17 protein-coding genes are annotated in these 15490 nt (G+C 61.9%); 8 read left to right on the top strand and 9 right to left on the bottom strand.

Features of this window, described 5'->3' with window-relative positions:
* Window positions 1–46 precede the first annotated feature (46 nt).
* The 3 genes from FJ960_RS16560 to FJ960_RS16550 are packed head-to-tail and all read left to right on the top strand — an operon-like array spanning window position 47 to window position 3153.
* Window positions 47–526 (top strand): circadian clock KaiB family protein, encoded by a 480-nt coding sequence (locus FJ960_RS16560; protein ID WP_224525806.1) that lies wholly within the window; start codon window positions 47–49, stop codon window positions 524–526.
* Window positions 513–2009 carry a circadian clock protein KaiC gene (gene kaiC / locus FJ960_RS16555; protein WP_140715340.1) on the top strand — a complete coding sequence of 499 codons (1497 nt, stop codon included), beginning with the start codon at window positions 513–515 and terminating at the stop codon, window positions 2007–2009. The genes FJ960_RS16560 and kaiC overlap by 14 nt, the downstream gene beginning before the upstream one ends.
* Before the next feature lies 1 nt (window position 2010).
* The gene (locus FJ960_RS16550) at window positions 2011–3153 is read left to right on the top strand and encodes an ATP-binding protein (protein ID WP_140715338.1); all 1143 of its coding nucleotides are present in this window, start codon (window positions 2011–2013) and stop codon (window positions 3151–3153) included.
* Window positions 3154–3272: 119 nt separating this feature from the next.
* Here the strand turns inward: FJ960_RS16550 and FJ960_RS16545 are convergent, their stop codons facing one another.
* From FJ960_RS16545 to FJ960_RS16520, 6 genes are all read right to left on the bottom strand, one after another.
* Complete coding sequence (locus FJ960_RS16545) at window positions 3273–3638, bottom strand: SPW repeat protein (RefSeq protein WP_140715336.1); 366 nt, start codon at window positions 3636–3638, stop codon at window positions 3273–3275.
* Window positions 3639–3714: 76 nt separating this feature from the next.
* Entirely contained in the window at window positions 3715–3981 is a 267-nt protein-coding gene (gene rpoZ, locus FJ960_RS16540; protein WP_140715334.1) for a DNA-directed RNA polymerase subunit omega, read from the bottom strand.
* A gap of 8 nt (window positions 3982–3989) precedes the next feature.
* The gene (locus FJ960_RS16535) at window positions 3990–4736 is read right to left on the bottom strand and encodes an NADH dehydrogenase ubiquinone Fe-S protein 4 (protein ID WP_140715332.1); all 747 of its coding nucleotides are present in this window, start codon (window positions 4734–4736) and stop codon (window positions 3990–3992) included.
* 73 nt (window positions 4737–4809) lie between these two features.
* Window positions 4810–5307: an Hsp20/alpha crystallin family protein gene (locus FJ960_RS16530; RefSeq protein ID WP_140715330.1), complete on the bottom strand. Its 498-nt coding sequence runs from the start codon at window positions 5305–5307 to the stop codon at window positions 4810–4812.
* 75 nt (window positions 5308–5382) lie between these two features.
* On the bottom strand, window positions 5383–5853 hold the full coding sequence (locus FJ960_RS16525) for an Hsp20 family protein (RefSeq protein WP_140715328.1): 471 nt from the start codon (window positions 5851–5853) through the stop codon (window positions 5383–5385).
* A gap of 245 nt (window positions 5854–6098) precedes the next feature.
* Window positions 6099–6461, bottom strand: a complete 363-nt coding sequence (locus tag FJ960_RS16520; RefSeq protein ID WP_140715326.1) for a hypothetical protein — start codon at window positions 6459–6461, stop codon at window positions 6099–6101.
* 238 nt (window positions 6462–6699) lie between these two features.
* On the opposite strand from FJ960_RS16520, the gene FJ960_RS16515 reads away from it, so the two are divergent.
* Window positions 6700–8094, top strand: coding sequence for a Do family serine endopeptidase (locus FJ960_RS16515; protein WP_140715324.1), 1395 nt, complete (start codon window positions 6700–6702; stop codon window positions 8092–8094).
* Window positions 8095–8526: 432 nt separating this feature from the next.
* On the opposite strand, the gene FJ960_RS16510 is transcribed toward FJ960_RS16515, so the two are convergent.
* Window positions 8527–9861, bottom strand: coding sequence for a site-specific integrase (locus FJ960_RS16510; RefSeq protein WP_140715322.1), 1335 nt, complete (start codon window positions 9859–9861; stop codon window positions 8527–8529).
* Between the two features lie 287 nt (window positions 9862–10148).
* Here FJ960_RS16510 and FJ960_RS16505 point away from each other — a divergent pair, with 287 nt between their 5' ends.
* From FJ960_RS16505 to FJ960_RS16495, 3 genes are all read left to right on the top strand, one after another.
* Window positions 10149–10913, top strand: a complete 765-nt coding sequence (locus FJ960_RS16505) for an SDR family NAD(P)-dependent oxidoreductase (RefSeq protein WP_140715320.1) — start codon at window positions 10149–10151, stop codon at window positions 10911–10913.
* A gap of 153 nt (window positions 10914–11066) precedes the next feature.
* Window positions 11067–11378 (top strand): metalloregulator ArsR/SmtB family transcription factor, encoded by a 312-nt coding sequence (locus FJ960_RS16500; protein ID WP_140509564.1) that lies wholly within the window; start codon window positions 11067–11069, stop codon window positions 11376–11378.
* A gap of 2 nt (window positions 11379–11380) precedes the next feature.
* Window positions 11381–11866 (top strand): SRPBCC family protein, encoded by a 486-nt coding sequence (locus FJ960_RS16495; RefSeq protein WP_140509566.1) that lies wholly within the window; start codon window positions 11381–11383, stop codon window positions 11864–11866.
* Window positions 11867–11901: 35 nt separating this feature from the next.
* On the opposite strand, the gene FJ960_RS16490 is transcribed toward FJ960_RS16495, so the two are convergent.
* Together FJ960_RS16490 and FJ960_RS16485 are read right to left on the bottom strand one after the other, a co-directional pair.
* Window positions 11902–12702, bottom strand: coding sequence for a class I SAM-dependent methyltransferase (locus tag FJ960_RS16490; RefSeq protein WP_140715318.1), 801 nt, complete (start codon window positions 12700–12702; stop codon window positions 11902–11904).
* Window positions 12703–12795: 93 nt separating this feature from the next.
* Window positions 12796–13926 (bottom strand): LacI family DNA-binding transcriptional regulator, encoded by a 1131-nt coding sequence (locus FJ960_RS16485; RefSeq protein WP_181174256.1) that lies wholly within the window; start codon window positions 13924–13926, stop codon window positions 12796–12798.
* Window positions 13927–14519: 593 nt separating this feature from the next.
* On the opposite strand from FJ960_RS16485, the gene FJ960_RS16480 reads away from it, so the two are divergent.
* On the top strand, window positions 14520–15482 hold the full coding sequence (locus tag FJ960_RS16480; RefSeq protein WP_140509570.1) for a sugar-binding protein: 963 nt from the start codon (window positions 14520–14522) through the stop codon (window positions 15480–15482).
* The last annotated feature ends 8 nt before the right edge of the window (window positions 15483–15490 follow it).

Here is a 15490-nt window from a genome sequence, read left to right as displayed (position 1 = left end):
AAATGTTCACAAGTGCGCAGACGCGGCGGGCGCGGCTATCTACAAATTGCACGGGGGCGCTGATCCAGGCCTCACCGAGCGCAAGCCGTGGTGCATCGGCTTCCAGGCAGACCGACGGCTGCTGAGGGAAGAACGGCGGCTGGATTCCGCGGCGTGGCGCCTCGTGCACGTCGAAAACTGCAACTCCCTGCGGCAAGGCGTGAACATGAGCGTCAGTCATCGGTCCAATCCAGAGGCCAACGGCCTGCTTCGCCTGTATGTCGCCGGCGATGGGCCGGGCGCCCGTCGGGCGCTGGCAAGCCGTCTGAGGATAGTGGAGGAGTTGGCCGGCGGTATCGAAATCCAGGTCGTCGACGTCGTCGCGGATCCTGACGAGGCGGAAAGGGCCGGCATTCTAGCGACGCCGACGCTCTCGGATGAGTCAACCATCCCTCCACGACGGCTGATTGGCGACATCAGCAACATCGCTCAGGTTCTCGACTATTTCGGTTATCGCAAGAAGGACAGTGGCTATGACCACAGCTGAAGAGATCCTCATCGATCCCGCGCTCGAACGCGTCAGGACCGGTATCGAGGCTTTCGACGATCTTGTGATGGGCGGCCTGCCGCGCGGGCGCACCACCATCGTCGGAGGCACGCCCGGCAGTGGCAAGACTGTATTTGCGACGCAGTTTCTGGCCCACGGCATCACCGTGCTCGACGAGCCCGGCGTCTTCGTCACGTTCGAGGAATCGCCGGTCGAGATCGAGGTCAACATGGCTAGCTTCGGCTGGGACATCCGTCGCTGGCGCGAGATGAACAAGCTGGTCTTCGTCGACGCCAGCCCGCGTGACCACGACCAGATGGTTGTCGGCAATTTCGATCTGTCAGGCTTGCTGACGCGTGTCCTGCACGCTGCGCGAAACGCCGCGGCGAAGCGCATCGTGCTGGATTCCGTCACCCAGCTCTTCGACCACTTCGTCGCGGAGCAGACATCGGTCCGTCGGGAACTCCTTCGCATTGCGACAGCGCTAAAGAGGGATGGTTTGACGGTGCTAATGACCGCCGAACGCAACAGCGAGTATGGCGAGATCTCCCGCCACCGGATCGAGGAGTTTGTTGCCGACAACGTCGTAATCCTGCGCAACGCGCTCGACCGCGAGCGACGCAGGCGTACGATCGAAGTTCTCAAGATGCGGGGCAGCCGCCACGTGGAGGGCGAGGTGCCGATCACGCTTGTGGTGAAGCAAGGCATAGTGGCAGTGCCACTGTCTTCACTGCGGCTCGAGCAGCAATCCAGCACCAAGCGGGTGACGAGCGGCAATCCGGAACTCGACAGGATGTGTGGCGGTGGATTTTTCCGCGACAGCATCACCCTCGTCAGCGGTGCGACGGGCACCGGAAAGACCCTGCTGGTGACAAACTTTCTGGCAGGCGGCGCGGCGGCTGGCGAACGTGCCTTGCTGGTCGGCTACGAAGAGAGCCGCGGCCAGATGTTCCGCAATGCGCGCGGCTGGGGCGTCGACTTCGAGGCCATGGAGGCGGATGGCCGGCTGAAGGTCGTTTGCATTTACCCGGAAGCGCAGAACTTGCCGGACCACCTGTTGATGATCCGCGAGCTAATTGAAGAGTTCAAGCCTGACCGGGTCGCTATCGACAGCCTGTCGGCATTGGAACGGATCGCACCAGAGACCGGTTTCCGGGAATTCCTAATCAGCCTCACTTCCTTCATCAAGAAACACGAGATCGCTGGCCTTTGCACGGCCACCAACAAATCGCTCGTCGGCGGCCAGAGTGCTAGCGAACAGCATATTTCAACCCTCACGGACTCGATCATCTTATTGCGGTACATCCAGGAAGGGGATTTCATGCATCGGGGGATCATGGTGCTGAAAATGCGCGGCAGCGAGCATGACAAGCAGATTCGGCGCTTCACAATCGACGGCACCGGCATGCATCTCGGTCAGCCCTTCGACGGCGCACCCGACGTGTTCGGCGACTCCGCCGCGTCTTGGCGTGAGGAGCGTTGAGATGGCGTGCGGCGCAGCCGAAATCTCCGACCAACACGGCGACGCAAATCTGACGGGCATCAGCCAACTCGACTTTCGACGGCTGATCGAAACCACGGCCGACGGGGTTCTGGTTGTCGATCTGTCGGGAACGGTGCTTTATGCAAATCCGGCGGCCGCCGCGATCTTCGGTTATCCGGCTGCCGATCTCGTCCACATCCCCCTCGGCCGGCCGGTCATATCGGGTGAAACCACGGAAATCACCGTCCACAGACCCAATCGAGCACCAGCCGAAGTGGAAATACGGACGGTTGAACTTAGCTGGGACGGTAGGCCGGCGCTGCTTGCCAGTCTTCGCGACGTCTCCGCGCAACGCGCGCAGCAGGAGCGTCGGCGTCAATCGCAAAAGCTCGAAGCGATCGGCCGGCTCGCTGCCGGCATCGTTCACGACATCAACAATCTGCTCGCGGTGTTCGAATCGGGGCTGCGACTGCTTCAGAAGCAGCTGCGCGAGAATCCTGCGAATCCGAACGCGGCGATGCTGATCGAAGAGTTGCTCAAACGAACGCAAAACGGCAGTGCGCTGACGCAGCAATTGCTCGCGTTCTCTCGCGCACAGTCGCTGTATCCGGAGACAATCGACCTGAATGGACGTATCGAAGCCGTCACGATGCTGCTGGAGCGGACGCTGGGGAACGGGATCAGCATCAGGCTTGAGCTGGATCCGGCACTTGGCCCCGTCGTTGTCGATGCCAATCAGCTAGACGTCGCCATCCTGAACCTGGCTGTGAATGCCAAGGACGCGATGGCCGGCCGGGGCACGCTGGCGATCGAGACCAGCGGTACTCCCGGCAACATCGAAGACGTGCCCGCTCCGGCTGCCTCTTTTGTTCGGGTCACGGTCAGCGATACGGGTTGCGGGATGAGCAAGGAGGTCCTGGCCCACGTGTTTGAGCCGTTCTTTACGACCAAGGCCGATGGCCGGGGAACCGGACTTGGGCTTAGCCAGGTTTACGGCTTCATCAAGCAGTCCGGGGGGCATGTTAGGATCGAGAGTGCGGTCGGCGAGGGAACAAGCGTTCATCTCTTTCTTCCCCGCGCGCCAAGCACAGGAAATGAGGAACTGCAAATGCAGGGCGAGATCAGGCTCAACACACGTCGGTGAAAAAAGCGGCCTGTGTTTCGGCTGCCGATGTACCTGGCCGCAACGCCTACAACGGCAGACCGCACCCGTAGCGGTTGAAAAAAGCGGGCCCGGAGATCCGGGCCCGCCAGAGATGCTGGTCAGGCCGTTGAAAGCGGACGGTCGCCGAAGAACCAGAGGCTTCCGGCAGCCAAGGCCGCTACGATCACTCCCACGACCACATGTACCCACATGGCCGTTGTCAGGGCCGAGAAACCGAGGGCCCAGGGCGAGATCAGCGTCCACAGCCCAACCACCAGGTTTGCCCATTCCTCATAGGCATGGAACGCAACCAGCGCACCCACGGCGATCAGGGCAATCACCGCACCGGCGATCCAGGCGTTCCAGGCCGCATAGGTTTCAGCCGCAAATCCAAAATACCAAGGCGACAGTACCAGCGCTATGCCGGCGATCACATTGACGATATCGATCGCCGGACGACTTTCAGTTTTCAGCCATTTCTCCATTGCTCATCCTCCTTTCCTGACATGGTGAGTGCGCCGCCCTCTGAGCGACGGCGGGTGCGGCAGCCATGGATTGACCTTAGCCACCGCGAAGCTTTCTTCGTCGGCCGGGCCGTACCCAGCCATCGCGCGGAACCGAACCGGCCAGAACAAAAGACTTGATCTCGTCGAGCTGGAAGCGGTTGCCGGCGATCTCGCGCAGGGCGAGTTCGACGGGCGCCGTCGCTTCGTCCGTCAGGCGCTCAGCACCCCGGCTGAGCGCACGAGCGCGCCCCGCCACGGCGACGGCCAGTGCGAAACGGTTCGGCACCGTATTTTCACAATCGAGCACAGTCAGCCGATCCATGACGACCCTCACATTGCCTTCTGCTTCTGTTCAGGAATAGAAACGGCCAGGTTCGCTGCCGTAACTGGCTCCAGCGCGAGCAGGGCCAATTCCACTTCGTCCAGCCGCGTCGGACGCGCGTTTTCCGGCATCCCCTCGGCCGTGGCGAGATCGACCAGATACTCGTTCCACGCCCAGTTTCGCAGGATTGCGCGTTTCTCGTCGGCTGTCAGAAGAGGATCGACGACCACGTCCATCGGCGATGCATAAAGCGCCTCCGGGTCCGTCAGCGCCGGTCCATAATGCTGCGCCTGCGAAACTGCGCCGTGGCTGCTTTGCAGCAAAGCCAACTGGAGGCGGTTCCAGACAACGTCTGCGCCGGCCTGCAGCGGGTTGTCCGCGTCAGACGATTCGACACTGGACTTTTCGGCCGCCGGGCTTCCTTGAACAGCGTAGGCAAGCCCCTGCCGTTCGGCATAGTCGATGGCCGCCTGAGCCGTTGGAAAATCGAGCTCCACCTGGGTCAGCGTGTCACCACTTGCGGTGTAGCCCATCAGCGGTTCAATGACCGGCGCAGTACGCCGCTCGAACAACAGCCGCCACCCTTTCGGCCGCGCACGGCTTGAGGTCATGACTGAGCGGCAAGGCTTGTAGATCCGCGCGACGGCATCACGCGGGAACTCGGATCGCCCGAGCGACGGCGCTCGCCCGCGTTTCTCGTTTGCCGGTCCGAGATTTTCTACGACTGGTGTGACTTTTCTTTCTTGCTTCTGCATCACTCATCCCTCCCATTTTTGGCGAAGGATGCGCCGGAGGCAGCGGGCTGCCGCCTCCGACTTGGTCCATGCGTCAGTGGGTGATCGGGATGCGCTTCACCTTCGACTGCGCGTTCGGGTTCTTCGGCAGCGTCAGGATCAGGACGCCATTGGCAAAGGACGCCTTGACCTTGTCGTCCTCGACCTCGTAGCCGAGGGGTATGCGCCGCTCGAAGCGACCGTAGAAGCGCTCGGAGTAATCCTTCTCCTCGGTTTCCGACCGCTTTTCGCCACGCAGGGTCAGCACATCTTCGTCGAGCAGGACTTCGATGTCCTTCTCTTCCATGCCGGGAACCTCGGCGGTGACGCGAAGCTCGTTGTCCGACTCCGAAATCTCCACCTTCGGCCAGCCCCCATCGAAGGGCGAAAGCTGTCCCACAGCAGGCAAGCGCGTCTCGAAGCTCCTCAACATATCATCAAAGAGCCTGTTTACCTCGCGGTGAAGCGACAGGAACGGGTCGCCACCGCTATAGATGCTAGGGGCCTGGTTGTTGCTGTTGCGGCCCCACGGAATAAGGTCACGCACGTTCATGGTTATTCACCTCCACGTTCAACCGCGCGGCACCGGGCGATTACCGGTGCCTGTCGCTTCTGATTCACTCTGACTTCAGGCAGCGTTCTTTTCGGCGTCGATCTGCCGCGGCGCTGCCTTTGCCGGACTGCCTGCGAAGGCGATCCGGCGCGGTTTCATCTCTTCGGGAAGCTCGCGCTTGAGATCGATGTTCAGCAGCCCATTGTCCAAGCTGGCGCCGACGACTTGCACATGGTCGGCCAGTTCGAACCGACGCTCGAAGGCACGCCCGGCAATGCCGCGATAGAGATACTGGCCGTCATCATCGCTAGATTGCGACCCGCTCACAACCAGCAGGTTAGGTTGATGAGTGATAGTCAGCTGTTCCTGCGAGAAGCCGGCAACCGCCATGGTGATGCGATAGGCGTCCTCACCAGCCTTGGCGATGTCATAGGGCGGCCAATTGTCTATCGCAGTGACACGGCTCGCATTTTCCAGCATGTTCAAAATCCGGTCGAAGCCGATGCTGGACCGGAACAGAGGGGTGAAATCGAGGTTTGTCCTCATAGCCACATCCTCCTTCGAGCAACATGGATACAAGGAGACGCCAAGAGCCTTGGCGCCTCCTGGACTTGTGCCGGCCCCATGTGGCGGCCGGTGATCAACATTTATAACAGTGATTTACACGTTCAAGGGGCCTATAGGAAAATTTTCAGCCAGACGAATGGTCGCTGAGAGAACACGTCTATCCCCGCCAGCGAATCCTCGCCGGCGGGCGGATGCCTCGGATGAAGAGCGTGGCTGCGCTCCACTCAAAGTCGATCGACGGATGCTGCAAGACTGGTGACCGCAATGCTGTCGATCTCACGACCGCGACCGGTGCCGGGAAGCTTCTCCAACTGATCCAATTGGCGCAACGCATCCATGATGGCATCGAAGCTGACCGGTTCGGTTGCTCCCGGCGGCATGTGCAGCGCCGGCACCGATTCCACTGCACATGCATCCGATGCCCATGACGAAAGGATTGCACGCTTCTCCTGGACGTCCAGCGTCACGTCGGTCAGCACGTCCTGGGGTCGCTCGAAATGCCGTGCCGGATGGAGTAACCGGTCAAGAAATGCATCAGAGCCCACGGGCCCGATCGGGGGAAAACTCGTCGAAATGGCTCCTTCCATCGATAGTTCTCCGCTTTGAACAGTCTCCTCTGTTGACGTCATGTTTGGTGGCTCTCTCGCGATTTCCACCAGCTGAAATTTTGGAGAGTTTCGAGCAAATTTCAATGGCCCCGCAAGGCCACATCCCCGCAGTTCAGCCCACCATAAACATTTTTTCAAACCGGTGAAACAATCGGCGTGAATGTCAGTTCTTGGGTTCGCGCAGCAGCGCCAGGGCGGTCGGGCAGGAGAACCAATCATGTCTTACATTTCCGGGAAGCGACTTTGCATTGGCTTCGTCGCAGGAATTTTGATGCTCACGGCTGCCGGCTTTGCTCCAGTTTCAGCACAGGAAATTCCGAACGACTTCAGCGCAATCGTGCGTCAGAAACTGCCGGCCGTGGTCGCGATCACGACGAGGCAGATCATCCAGGACCAAACGATGCTCGACGACTTTCTCAACCCCTTCGACAGCCGCGGGCCTGCCCAGCCGCAGGTGCGAGAAGCTCTTGGCTCCGGCTTCGTGGTCAGTCCCGAGGGCTACATCGTCACCAACAATCATGTCGTGGCCGACTCCACCGAAATCCACGTCGTATTCTCCGATAGGGAGACTTCGCCCGCGCGACTTGTGGGCCGCGATCCAGCGACCGACATTGCGGTGCTGAAGGTCGATCCACGCCCCAACATGACGGCCACCGCCTGGGGTGACTCTGACGCAATGCAGCCGGGGGCCTGGACGATCGCGATTGGCAGTCCCTTCGGGCTCGGGGGAACCGTTACCGTCGGCGTTCTTTCCGCCCGCTCGCGCGACATCCAAGCCGGCCCTTACGACGATTTCCTTCAGACAGACGCCTCGATTAATAGAGGCAATTCCGGCGGCCCTCTGTTTAACGCGCGCGGCGAAGTGATCGGGGTCAACACGGCCATCGTCTCTCCGTCCGGCGGCAGCATAGGCATCGGGTTCGCCGTGCCCTCCCGAACTGCACGAAGCGTTGCTGATCAGCTGATCCGCACCGGCCGCATCGAGCGCGGGTTCATCGGAGTGCGTCTCCAGGAGGTGACGCCGCCGCTTGCCCAGTCACTTGGCATATCAAGCACCAAGGGAGCGCTGGTCGCCTCGGTCGAGCCCGGCAGTCCGGCGGAGAAGGCCGGCTTGCAATCGGGGGACGTGATCACCCGGTTCAACGGCAAAGATATCCAGGGCGTCCATGACTTGACATTGGCGGCAGCGAACGAAAAGCCAGGGTCGAAAGCGACGTTGACAAGGAACCGCGGCGGCTCCCAGCAGGAGGTGGAGCTCACTGTGGGTCAACGCAAGAACGAGGAGGTGCAGACCGGTGCAGTTCCGAGTCCGGAAGCGGCGGACCAACCGCTCGGATTGTCGCTCAGCCCCATTCCTGACGAAGCGCGTCAACAACTCGGTCTCCAGCCGGGTACGACCGGAGTCTTCATCCAGGACGTGGCGCCAAATAGCCTCGCCGCGGAGAACGGCCTTCGGCCTGGGGACGTCATCATCTCGGCCAACAACCGCAACGTGACGCAGCCTTCTGATATCCAGCAAGAGTGGACCAAGTCCCGCCAGCAGAAACAGCCCATCTTGTTCCGCATCGAAAGGCAAGGACAATCGCTTTTCGTTGCAGTGGCCGTTTCCTGACGCGGCGCTGCGTCAGGCCAGCCACGGTGACGAAGAAGTGGCCTTGATGGCCGCCCTCACGGCTGCTCAAGGCAAGGTCGCGGTTAGAGGCTGACCAAATTCCGACAATCCCGGCTTAGTGAACGGCGAGAGAGGAGGTGTTCCGCTGCTCCCTTTGAGGTGAAACTGTAGAAGACGTCTTCGACACGTGACCAAGTCCCTACGACCTCGCCGTCCGTGTCAATTACGTCTTCGGGTCGCGGCTCCCCGTGCCCATCCAGCAAGACATTTCAAATGTTGAGGCATCGTCACGGCGTTCTTTCCAACGCTCGAATCGCGACGAGGTCGAATCGAGCAAAGATAATGCCTCGGGAGGCGACCTCTGGGTCCCTGTCACGAAGTGCATGTACGCAAAGCGACAACCAACTCGTAAGATGTTGCGCAATTGCACCGTCACGACATCTTAGTACCGGTGGACCCTACAGCCGTCGTCAAGAACTTCCGCATGGCATCCTTGCGCGCACTGTGATCGAGCGCATAATTTGCGCGCTCGAACTTCGCTCCATCGAGCAAAGCCTGAATGTAGCTAGCGACTGTGTCACCTGCCATTACGAGCGCAGTGTCTACCGTGTGGATGTAGCGGCTTGTGATCGTTCCGCGAGAATGTCCCACCAATGCAGCTATGGTCGACTCGGTAAAGCCGAGATCGTTTGCCACGCTCGCGAAGCTGTGACGAAGCACGTGGGGTGTCACGCTTTCAAGCGGCGTGTCTTTGACGAGCTTTTGCCATAGCTTGGGGAAGCCGACCAATGGCTTCCCTTCCTCCGTGCCAGGAAAAACAAAATCAGCCTCATCGCCGGACAATAGTGGCTTGAGCAACTCGACCACAGGCAGGCCGATAGCCCGAGTCGACGCACCTTCCTTGGAGTCCTCAAGCCTGATGCAACTGCGCTGAACATCGATCTCGCCCATTCGAAGATTGATGATCTCGCCTCGTCGACATCCTGTCATAGCGAGGGCTCGAACCATTTTCGTGGCCGTTGAAAACTGCGGGTCGAGAGCGGCGTCCGCGAGAATCTTGCCTAACGCTCTATACTCACGCTCGGTCAGGCGACGGTCACGGACGCGATCTTTTGGCTTACGAAAGCCGTGAACCGGATTCTTTTCGATGATCCCTTCTCTAACTGCATAGGAGAAGATGCTGCCGAGAAGACCGACGCCGCGCGAGCCGGTGCCAATGCCTCCGCGAACGATCGCTCGGCCACGCTTCTTCGTTTTGATGTCGGTTCGGGTCTTGCCGTTGGCAACGTCGCGCAGAAATTTGGCAATGTCTGCCATGGTGATCTCGGTCACTCTCCGGTTCCCGAGGAGCGGAAGGATGTGGCGCTTTATACGGCTACGGTCGATCTCCATAGTCGACGGCTTCTTGGGGCGACCGCCTTTGCCAGGTACAAGTCCGGCTTCACAATCAGCCAAATATCGGGTGCAAAGCTCTCTGACGGTAATCGTTTTGGCGTCGAGAAGTTTCGTTTCCGCAGGATTGTCGCCTTGCGCGATCCGACCGATCAATATGCGGGCCTCCTTTCGGGCCGCATCTGGTGCCCAGACCCCGTGGGGACCGATGGTGAACCGGCGGGTCCGACCTTTAGCTCGATATTGCACGAGGTAGCTGCGCTTGCCGGATGAAAACACGCGCAGCCCAAAGCCAGGCAACTCATCATCCCAAAGGAAGTAGTCCGACTTTCCCGATCCCGCTTGATCCACGGTTCGTTTGTTCAGCTTAGCCATCGCACACCTCAGGGTTCTGTCGAAGTGATCCCGCGGAAGCACCACGGAAGCACCCGGACGGAAACTCCGGCCTGCGGTAGGATACTGGCTTCGGTTTTTGGGTCGACAAAAAGTCAGTCGTCGTAGTAGCTTAGCGAACGATATCGTAGAAACAGAAGCTATTGAAAAGACTGGCTAAATCGGCCTCCGAAGGCAGAGGTCACAGGTTCGAATCCTGTCGGGATGGGTTACGGTTTATACCGGAGACTTCGGTAACCCTTTGGCCCGAACGGGCTTTGGAGCCTCACTTGGCCACAACCACCCCCAAAACCGGGCGCGTCCTGATCACCGGCGCCGGCGCTGTTGACGGCATCGGCTTTGCCATTGCGCGCCGGTTTGGCCGGGCCGGGCATGCGGTTTTCCTGACCGGCGCCAGCGCGCGGGTGATGGAGCGCGCTGGCGAGCTTCGCGGCGAGGGCATCGATGCCACGGCCGCGGTCGCCGATCTCACCATTGCCGCTGAGGTGGAGCGGCTGCGGGCCGAGGTCGGCGCTGTCGATATCCTGGTCAACAATGCCGGCATGGGATCGCTGGCCTCGCCATCCGTCGACAGGACCTTCCTGACGATGAGCGAGGCCGAGTGGGACCAGGGCATCGAGACCAGCCTGAAGACCGCGTTTCTCGTCACCAGGGCGTTTCTGCCGGCGATGGTCGAAGCGGGGTATGGCCGCATCGTCAATGTCGCATCGGTGACCGGGCCGCTGGTCTCCTACCAGGGCACCGCCGCCTATTCCGCGGCGAAGGCCGGGATGGTCGGCCTGACCCGTACATTGGCGCTGGAAGTGGCGCGCCACGGCGTCACCGCCAATGCCGTGGCGCCTGGCTGGATCGAGACAGGCGCGTCGAGCGAGGCGGAGCGGATAGCGGCCCTGCATGCGCCGCCGGGCCGCGCCGGCCGGCCCGATGAGGTCGCGGCGGCGGTCGTGTTCCTGGCCTCCGAGAGCGCCAGCTATATCAACGGCGCCTTGCTGGTGGTCGACGGCGGCAACAGCCTTGAAGAACGCAAGGGATAGCCGCGCAGCCAGCCTTATGCCCGGGTGGATTTCGACCTTCGTAATTCCTTCCACCCGGACTGACCCGCGATCTCTCTCGGCAGAAATCTCCTCGCCGCCACACTGGGCCCGCCAGACATTGACTCAATCATCAGTCTGCGCTAATCATAAGTCATGACTGTTGATAGCGCACAGCTTGCCGCCCTGGGTGATCCGACCCGAAGGCAGATTTTCGAGCTGATCGCGGAGCGGCCGCGCACGGTGGCGGAGGTCACGCGGCAGGTCAGCGTGTCGCAGTCCGCGGTGTCGCAGCATCTCAAGGTGCTTCGGGATTCGCGGCTGGTGCGCGCGGAGCCGAAGGGCGCCAGCAACGTCTACCACATCGATCCGCACGGGCTTGGCCAGATGCGCGCCTGGCTCGACCGGTTCTGGAGCAAGACGCTCGCGGCCTACAAGCTGGCCGTCGAGACCCCACCAGAGGAGTGACCATGAACACGCAAGTCCCCATCGCCTCCGTAAAACAATCCGTGGTGGTCGAGGCGCCGATCGCGCGCGCCTTCAAGGTTTTCACCGAGGATTTCGGCCGTTTCAAACCGCCAGAGCACAATCTGCTTGCAGCCCAAATCGCCGAGACGGTGTTCGAGCCTCGGGTCGGCGGCCACGTCTATGACCGCGGCGTCGACGGCAGCGAGTGCCGCTGGGCGCGCGTGCTGGCTTACGAGCCGCCCAACCGCGTGCTCCTGAGCTGGGACATCAGCCCGCAATGGCGCATCGAGACCGACCCGGCCAAGACCAGCGAGTGGGAGGTGCGGTTCACAGCCGAAACGGCTGAGCGCACTCGCGTCGAGATCGAGCATCGCAACCTGGAGCGCCATGGCCAGGGCTGGGAAGGCGTCCGCGACGCCGTCGCCGGCGATCAGGGCTGGCCGCTCTACCTGCAGCGCTATGTCGATCTGGTCGCTCGGCAGGCCTGACCGCAGTTTTTATAGGCGCTTCGCCGCATGGGCGGTCAGGGCACCACGCCCCTGCACGCCCAGGCGACATTGGCGAACGACCTCGGCCCGTCCGGTCGCCCGGCCTGATAGGCATCGCGTACGGCAGCCTCGGTGCGCACCCGCTCGGCCGGCTCCAGCGTGGTCATGTATTTGCCGAGTGTGCCCTCGCCGGCCGATATCGGCGCCCAATAGTCGGCGAAGTCCTGGTAATCCATGCGGATCATCAGCTCGGTTTCGGTCATTTCGGCCAGCCCCTGCTCCATGAAGGTCCGTTTCATTTCACCGGGCTGCATCATCGGCTGGAAGCAATAGCGGCTGCGCATCTGGCGGCCGCCTTCGCTGAGCGCGGCCACCGTGTCGATCATCATGCGCATGCCCGCCATGCCGCCGAGATGGTCCCACACCACGGCCGCGACCACGCCGCCCGGCCGCGTTACCCGGCGCATCTCGGCAACCGCCTTGCCGGCTTCCGGCACGAAGTGAAGCACCAGCAGCGCCAGCGCGCGGTCGAACGCATTGTCGGCGAACGGCAAGGCGGTGGCGTCCGCCTGCTTGATCTCGATGCGCGGATCGGTGTTGCGCCGCTTTGCCGCCTCGACGAAAACAGGCGAAAAGTCGATTGCCGTGATCGCCGCGAGCCCGGCGGATTTCGCCAGCTCGAAGGTCAGGCTGCCGGTGCCGCAGCCGACGTCGAGGATCTGTTCGCCGGGGGCGAGCCCGGCGAAATCGATGAATTTGGGCGCGAGCTTTCGGCTCCAGCGGCCCATGAGCTGCTCATAGCCGGATGCGTCATGAACGGTGAAACTCGACGTCATATGCCCCTCTCCTGGCTGTGGGCGCAGGCTAGACTGCAATCAGGATGAAGCCAAGGCGCGGGGAGCACGGTGGGACGGAGAAAAGGCCGGCGTTTATGCGGCGCCCTTGAACGTCGCCACGCTCTCCCGCTCCACCAGCGGGCACTCCAGCTTGGTGATGGGATAGCGCCCCCTGCCCACCTGCGCCGGTGCTTCCAGCTGCTCGATCGCCCATTGGCCCATCGCCATATGCGGCAGGATCGAGGTGGTCAGCGGCGGGAACAAATGCCGGGCGATTTCCTCGTCGTCGTAGCCGACGACCGAAATTTCGGCGGGAATGTGCAGGCCGGCTTCCTTCAGCGCTTCGTAGCAGCCGATCGCGGTGCGGTCGTTCTGACAGAAGATGGCGGTCGGGCGGTCCTTCAGGGCCAAGAGCTTCACCGTCGCGGCGTAACCGGCGCTGGCCGACCAGTCGCCCTCGACCACCAGTTCGGGGTCGAACGGGATGTCGGCGGTGGCGAGCGCGCGGCGGTAACCTTTCAGCCGGTCCTGCGCGGCCTGCATCCAGGGTTCGCCCGTGATGGTGGCGATGCGGCGGTGGCCGTGACCGATCAGGTGCCGCGTCGAGCTCTGGCCGCCGGCGATCTCGGAGGGCACCACGGCGGGGAAGGCATAGTCCGACGTGTAGCAATTGAGCAGGATGACTGGGATGTCGAGGCCATAGAGGAAGTCCGGCGCCGTGATCTCGCGGGTGAAGATGGTCATGTAGATCAGCGCCGAAATGCCCCGCCTGGTCAGCGCCTGTATGGCGCGCGGCTCCATCACGGCGTCGCCCATGGTCTGCGCCACCAAAAGCACGTTGCCGGCATTCCACGAGGCCTGCCGCGCGCCCTCGATGGCCACGACCGCCTCCGGGCTGGTGGCGAGCTGGTCGACGGCAAAGCCGATCACGCCGTCGAGCCCATCAAAGGCGGGCCCATCAAAGGCGGCGCCCTCGAAAGCTGGAACCGGCTGCTTCAGCGCCGAAAAGGCGGGGGCGCTGTAGCCGAGCGCCCGCGCCGCCTCGATCACCCGCTCCCGGGTCTGCTGCGACAGGCGAATGCCCGGCGAATTGTTGAGCACGAAGGAGACCGTCGCCTGCGAGCAGCCGGCGGCGCGCGCAATGTCGGTCATGGTGACGCGGCCCTTGGGCTTTGCCGCCGCCTTGCGGCGCTTCCCAATGGCCCGGTCCATCGTCTCGCTCATGCCGCCCCCAAATCCCCAGCCTGTCTAGCCGTGGCCCGCCGGGCCGACAAGATGAGGCGATGCTTCCAGTCCAAGGGGACATCGACCGAACTAATAACTATTATCATCCTCGCGACCTCATCCCCTCTGCAAGCTCAAGCCTCGCAAAATCCCAAGATCGTGCGGCTTCGGCTTCGTGCGGCCAAGGGATCGACGCGTCGGCAAATCGGTCCTTGCTAATAGTGTTTACTAATACAAGAATGCGCTGTACCGTCAATCCATCGCATCCGGCCCGGTCGGGTCCAGGTGTGGTGGGAGTGTGGTGGGAGCGTCTGTGAATGGCCCGATCGCGAGCGGTATTTGCCCCCGCCAACTTTGTCTCGCATATGTGATATGTCAGACAAATCGGACTATTTACGAATGAAGAATGGTTGTCTAAAGTCCGTGGCCGTGGCTGGGAACGACGCCAGTCTTCTCAGTGCCGGGAACCCTTGGGGAGGAGGGGCGTCCAAGCCGCAAACGGCAATTCCAGTGTGCAAGACAATCCAGTGAGCAAGACATTCCAGTGAGCTAGTCCGGTCAGTCCTACGACTGACCAAAACGGGAGGTTGAACATGAAATCCTTGATACGCAATGCATCCGTGGCCGCCGCGGCCCTGGCTGTCGGCCTGACGGCGACGGCTATCGCGCGCGCCGACGACAAGCCGACGCTGGCCTTCGTCGTCAACGGCGCTTCCGATTTCTGGAAAGCGGCCGAAGCCGGCGTCAAGAAGGCGCAGGGCGAACTGCCCGACTACACGCTCGAACTCAAATATCCCGAACAATCCTCGGTCGCCATCCAGCAGCGGCTGATGGACGATCTGGTGACCGCCGGCGTCAAGGGCATCATGGTCTCGGCCGTGGATCCCAAGACCTCGACCGATGGCCTGAACAAGATCGCTTCGCAAACGGCGCTGTTCACCACCGACAGCGATGCTCCGCAGACCAAGCGCGTCGCCTATATCGGCTCGTCCAACGTCGACGCCGGCAAGCAGGCGGCTGAAATCGCCAAGAAGGCGATGCCTAACGGCGGCAAATGCCTCGGCTTCGTCGGCCTGCTCGGCGCCGACAATGCCAAGGAGCGCATCCAGGGCATGAAGGATGGCCTCGCCGGCACCAAGATCGAGCTCGTCGACGTGCGCGGCGACGACATCGACCAGGCGCGCGCCAAGAAGAATGTCGAGGACGCGCTTGTCGCCAGCCCCGACGTCACCTGCATGGTCGGCTTCTACTCCTACAACACGCCACGCATCTATGAGGCGCTGCGCGATGCCGGCAAGCTCGGCTCGATCACCGTCGTCGGCTTCGATGACGATCCGATCACGCTGGGCGGCGTCAAGGAAGGAACCATTGCCGCCACCGTCGTGCAGCAGCCCTTCGAATGGGCCTATCAGGGCATGAAGCTGATGGCCGCCTATCTCAAGGGCGACAAATCGGGCATCCCGGCCAACGGCCTGATCATCATCCCGACCAAGATCATCGGCAAGGATGACGTTGACGCCTATGCCGCCAATCTCAAGGCGATGTCTGGAAACTAAGACTACAC

It is taken from the genome of Mesorhizobium sp. B2-3-11, from assembly GCF_006442215.1.
Taxonomy (GTDB): domain Bacteria; phylum Pseudomonadota; class Alphaproteobacteria; order Rhizobiales; family Rhizobiaceae; genus Mesorhizobium; species Mesorhizobium salmacidum.
The sequence above is the reverse complement of the archived record's forward strand: the minus strand, read 5'-3'. Positions and strand labels throughout refer to the sequence as shown.

Bases quoted from the DNA above. Each gene is read 5' to 3' on its own strand.
- FJ960_RS16545 (WP_140715336.1), bottom strand. From the start codon at position 3,638: ATGGAGAAATGGCTGAAAACTGAAAGTCGTCCGGCGATCGATATCGTC.
- rpoZ (WP_140715334.1), bottom strand. From the start codon at position 3,981: ATGGATCGGCTGACTGTGCTCGATTGTGAAAATACGGTGCCGAACCGT.
- FJ960_RS16535 (WP_140715332.1), bottom strand. From the start codon at position 4,736: ATGCAGAAGCAAGAAAGAAAAGTCACACCAGTCGTAGAAAATCTCGGA.
- kaiC (WP_140715340.1), top strand. From the start codon at position 513: ATGACCACAGCTGAAGAGATCCTCATCGATCCCGCGCTCGAACGCGTC.
- FJ960_RS16525 (WP_140715328.1), bottom strand. From the start codon at position 5,853: ATGAGGACAAACCTCGATTTCACCCCTCTGTTCCGGTCCAGCATCGGC.
- FJ960_RS16550 (WP_140715338.1), top strand. From the start codon at position 2,011: ATGGCGTGCGGCGCAGCCGAAATCTCCGACCAACACGGCGACGCAAAT.
- FJ960_RS16520 (WP_140715326.1), bottom strand. From the start codon at position 6,461: ATGGAAGGAGCCATTTCGACGAGTTTTCCCCCGATCGGGCCCGTGGGC.
- FJ960_RS16480 (WP_140509570.1), top strand. From the start codon at position 14,520: ATGAAATCCTTGATACGCAATGCATCCGTGGCCGCCGCGGCCCTGGCT.
- FJ960_RS16510 (WP_140715322.1), bottom strand. From the start codon at position 9,861: ATGGCTAAGCTGAACAAACGAACCGTGGATCAAGCGGGATCGGGAAAG.
- FJ960_RS16495 (WP_140509566.1), top strand. From the start codon at position 11,381: ATGAACACGCAAGTCCCCATCGCCTCCGTAAAACAATCCGTGGTGGTC.
- FJ960_RS16500 (WP_140509564.1), top strand. From the start codon at position 11,067: ATGACTGTTGATAGCGCACAGCTTGCCGCCCTGGGTGATCCGACCCGA.
- FJ960_RS16485 (WP_181174256.1), bottom strand. From the start codon at position 13,926: ATGAGCGAGACGATGGACCGGGCCATTGGGAAGCGCCGCAAGGCGGCG.
- FJ960_RS16530 (WP_140715330.1), bottom strand. From the start codon at position 5,307: ATGAACGTGCGTGACCTTATTCCGTGGGGCCGCAACAGCAACAACCAG.
- FJ960_RS16490 (WP_140715318.1), bottom strand. From the start codon at position 12,702: ATGACGTCGAGTTTCACCGTTCATGACGCATCCGGCTATGAGCAGCTC.
- FJ960_RS16515 (WP_140715324.1), top strand. From the start codon at position 6,700: ATGTCTTACATTTCCGGGAAGCGACTTTGCATTGGCTTCGTCGCAGGA.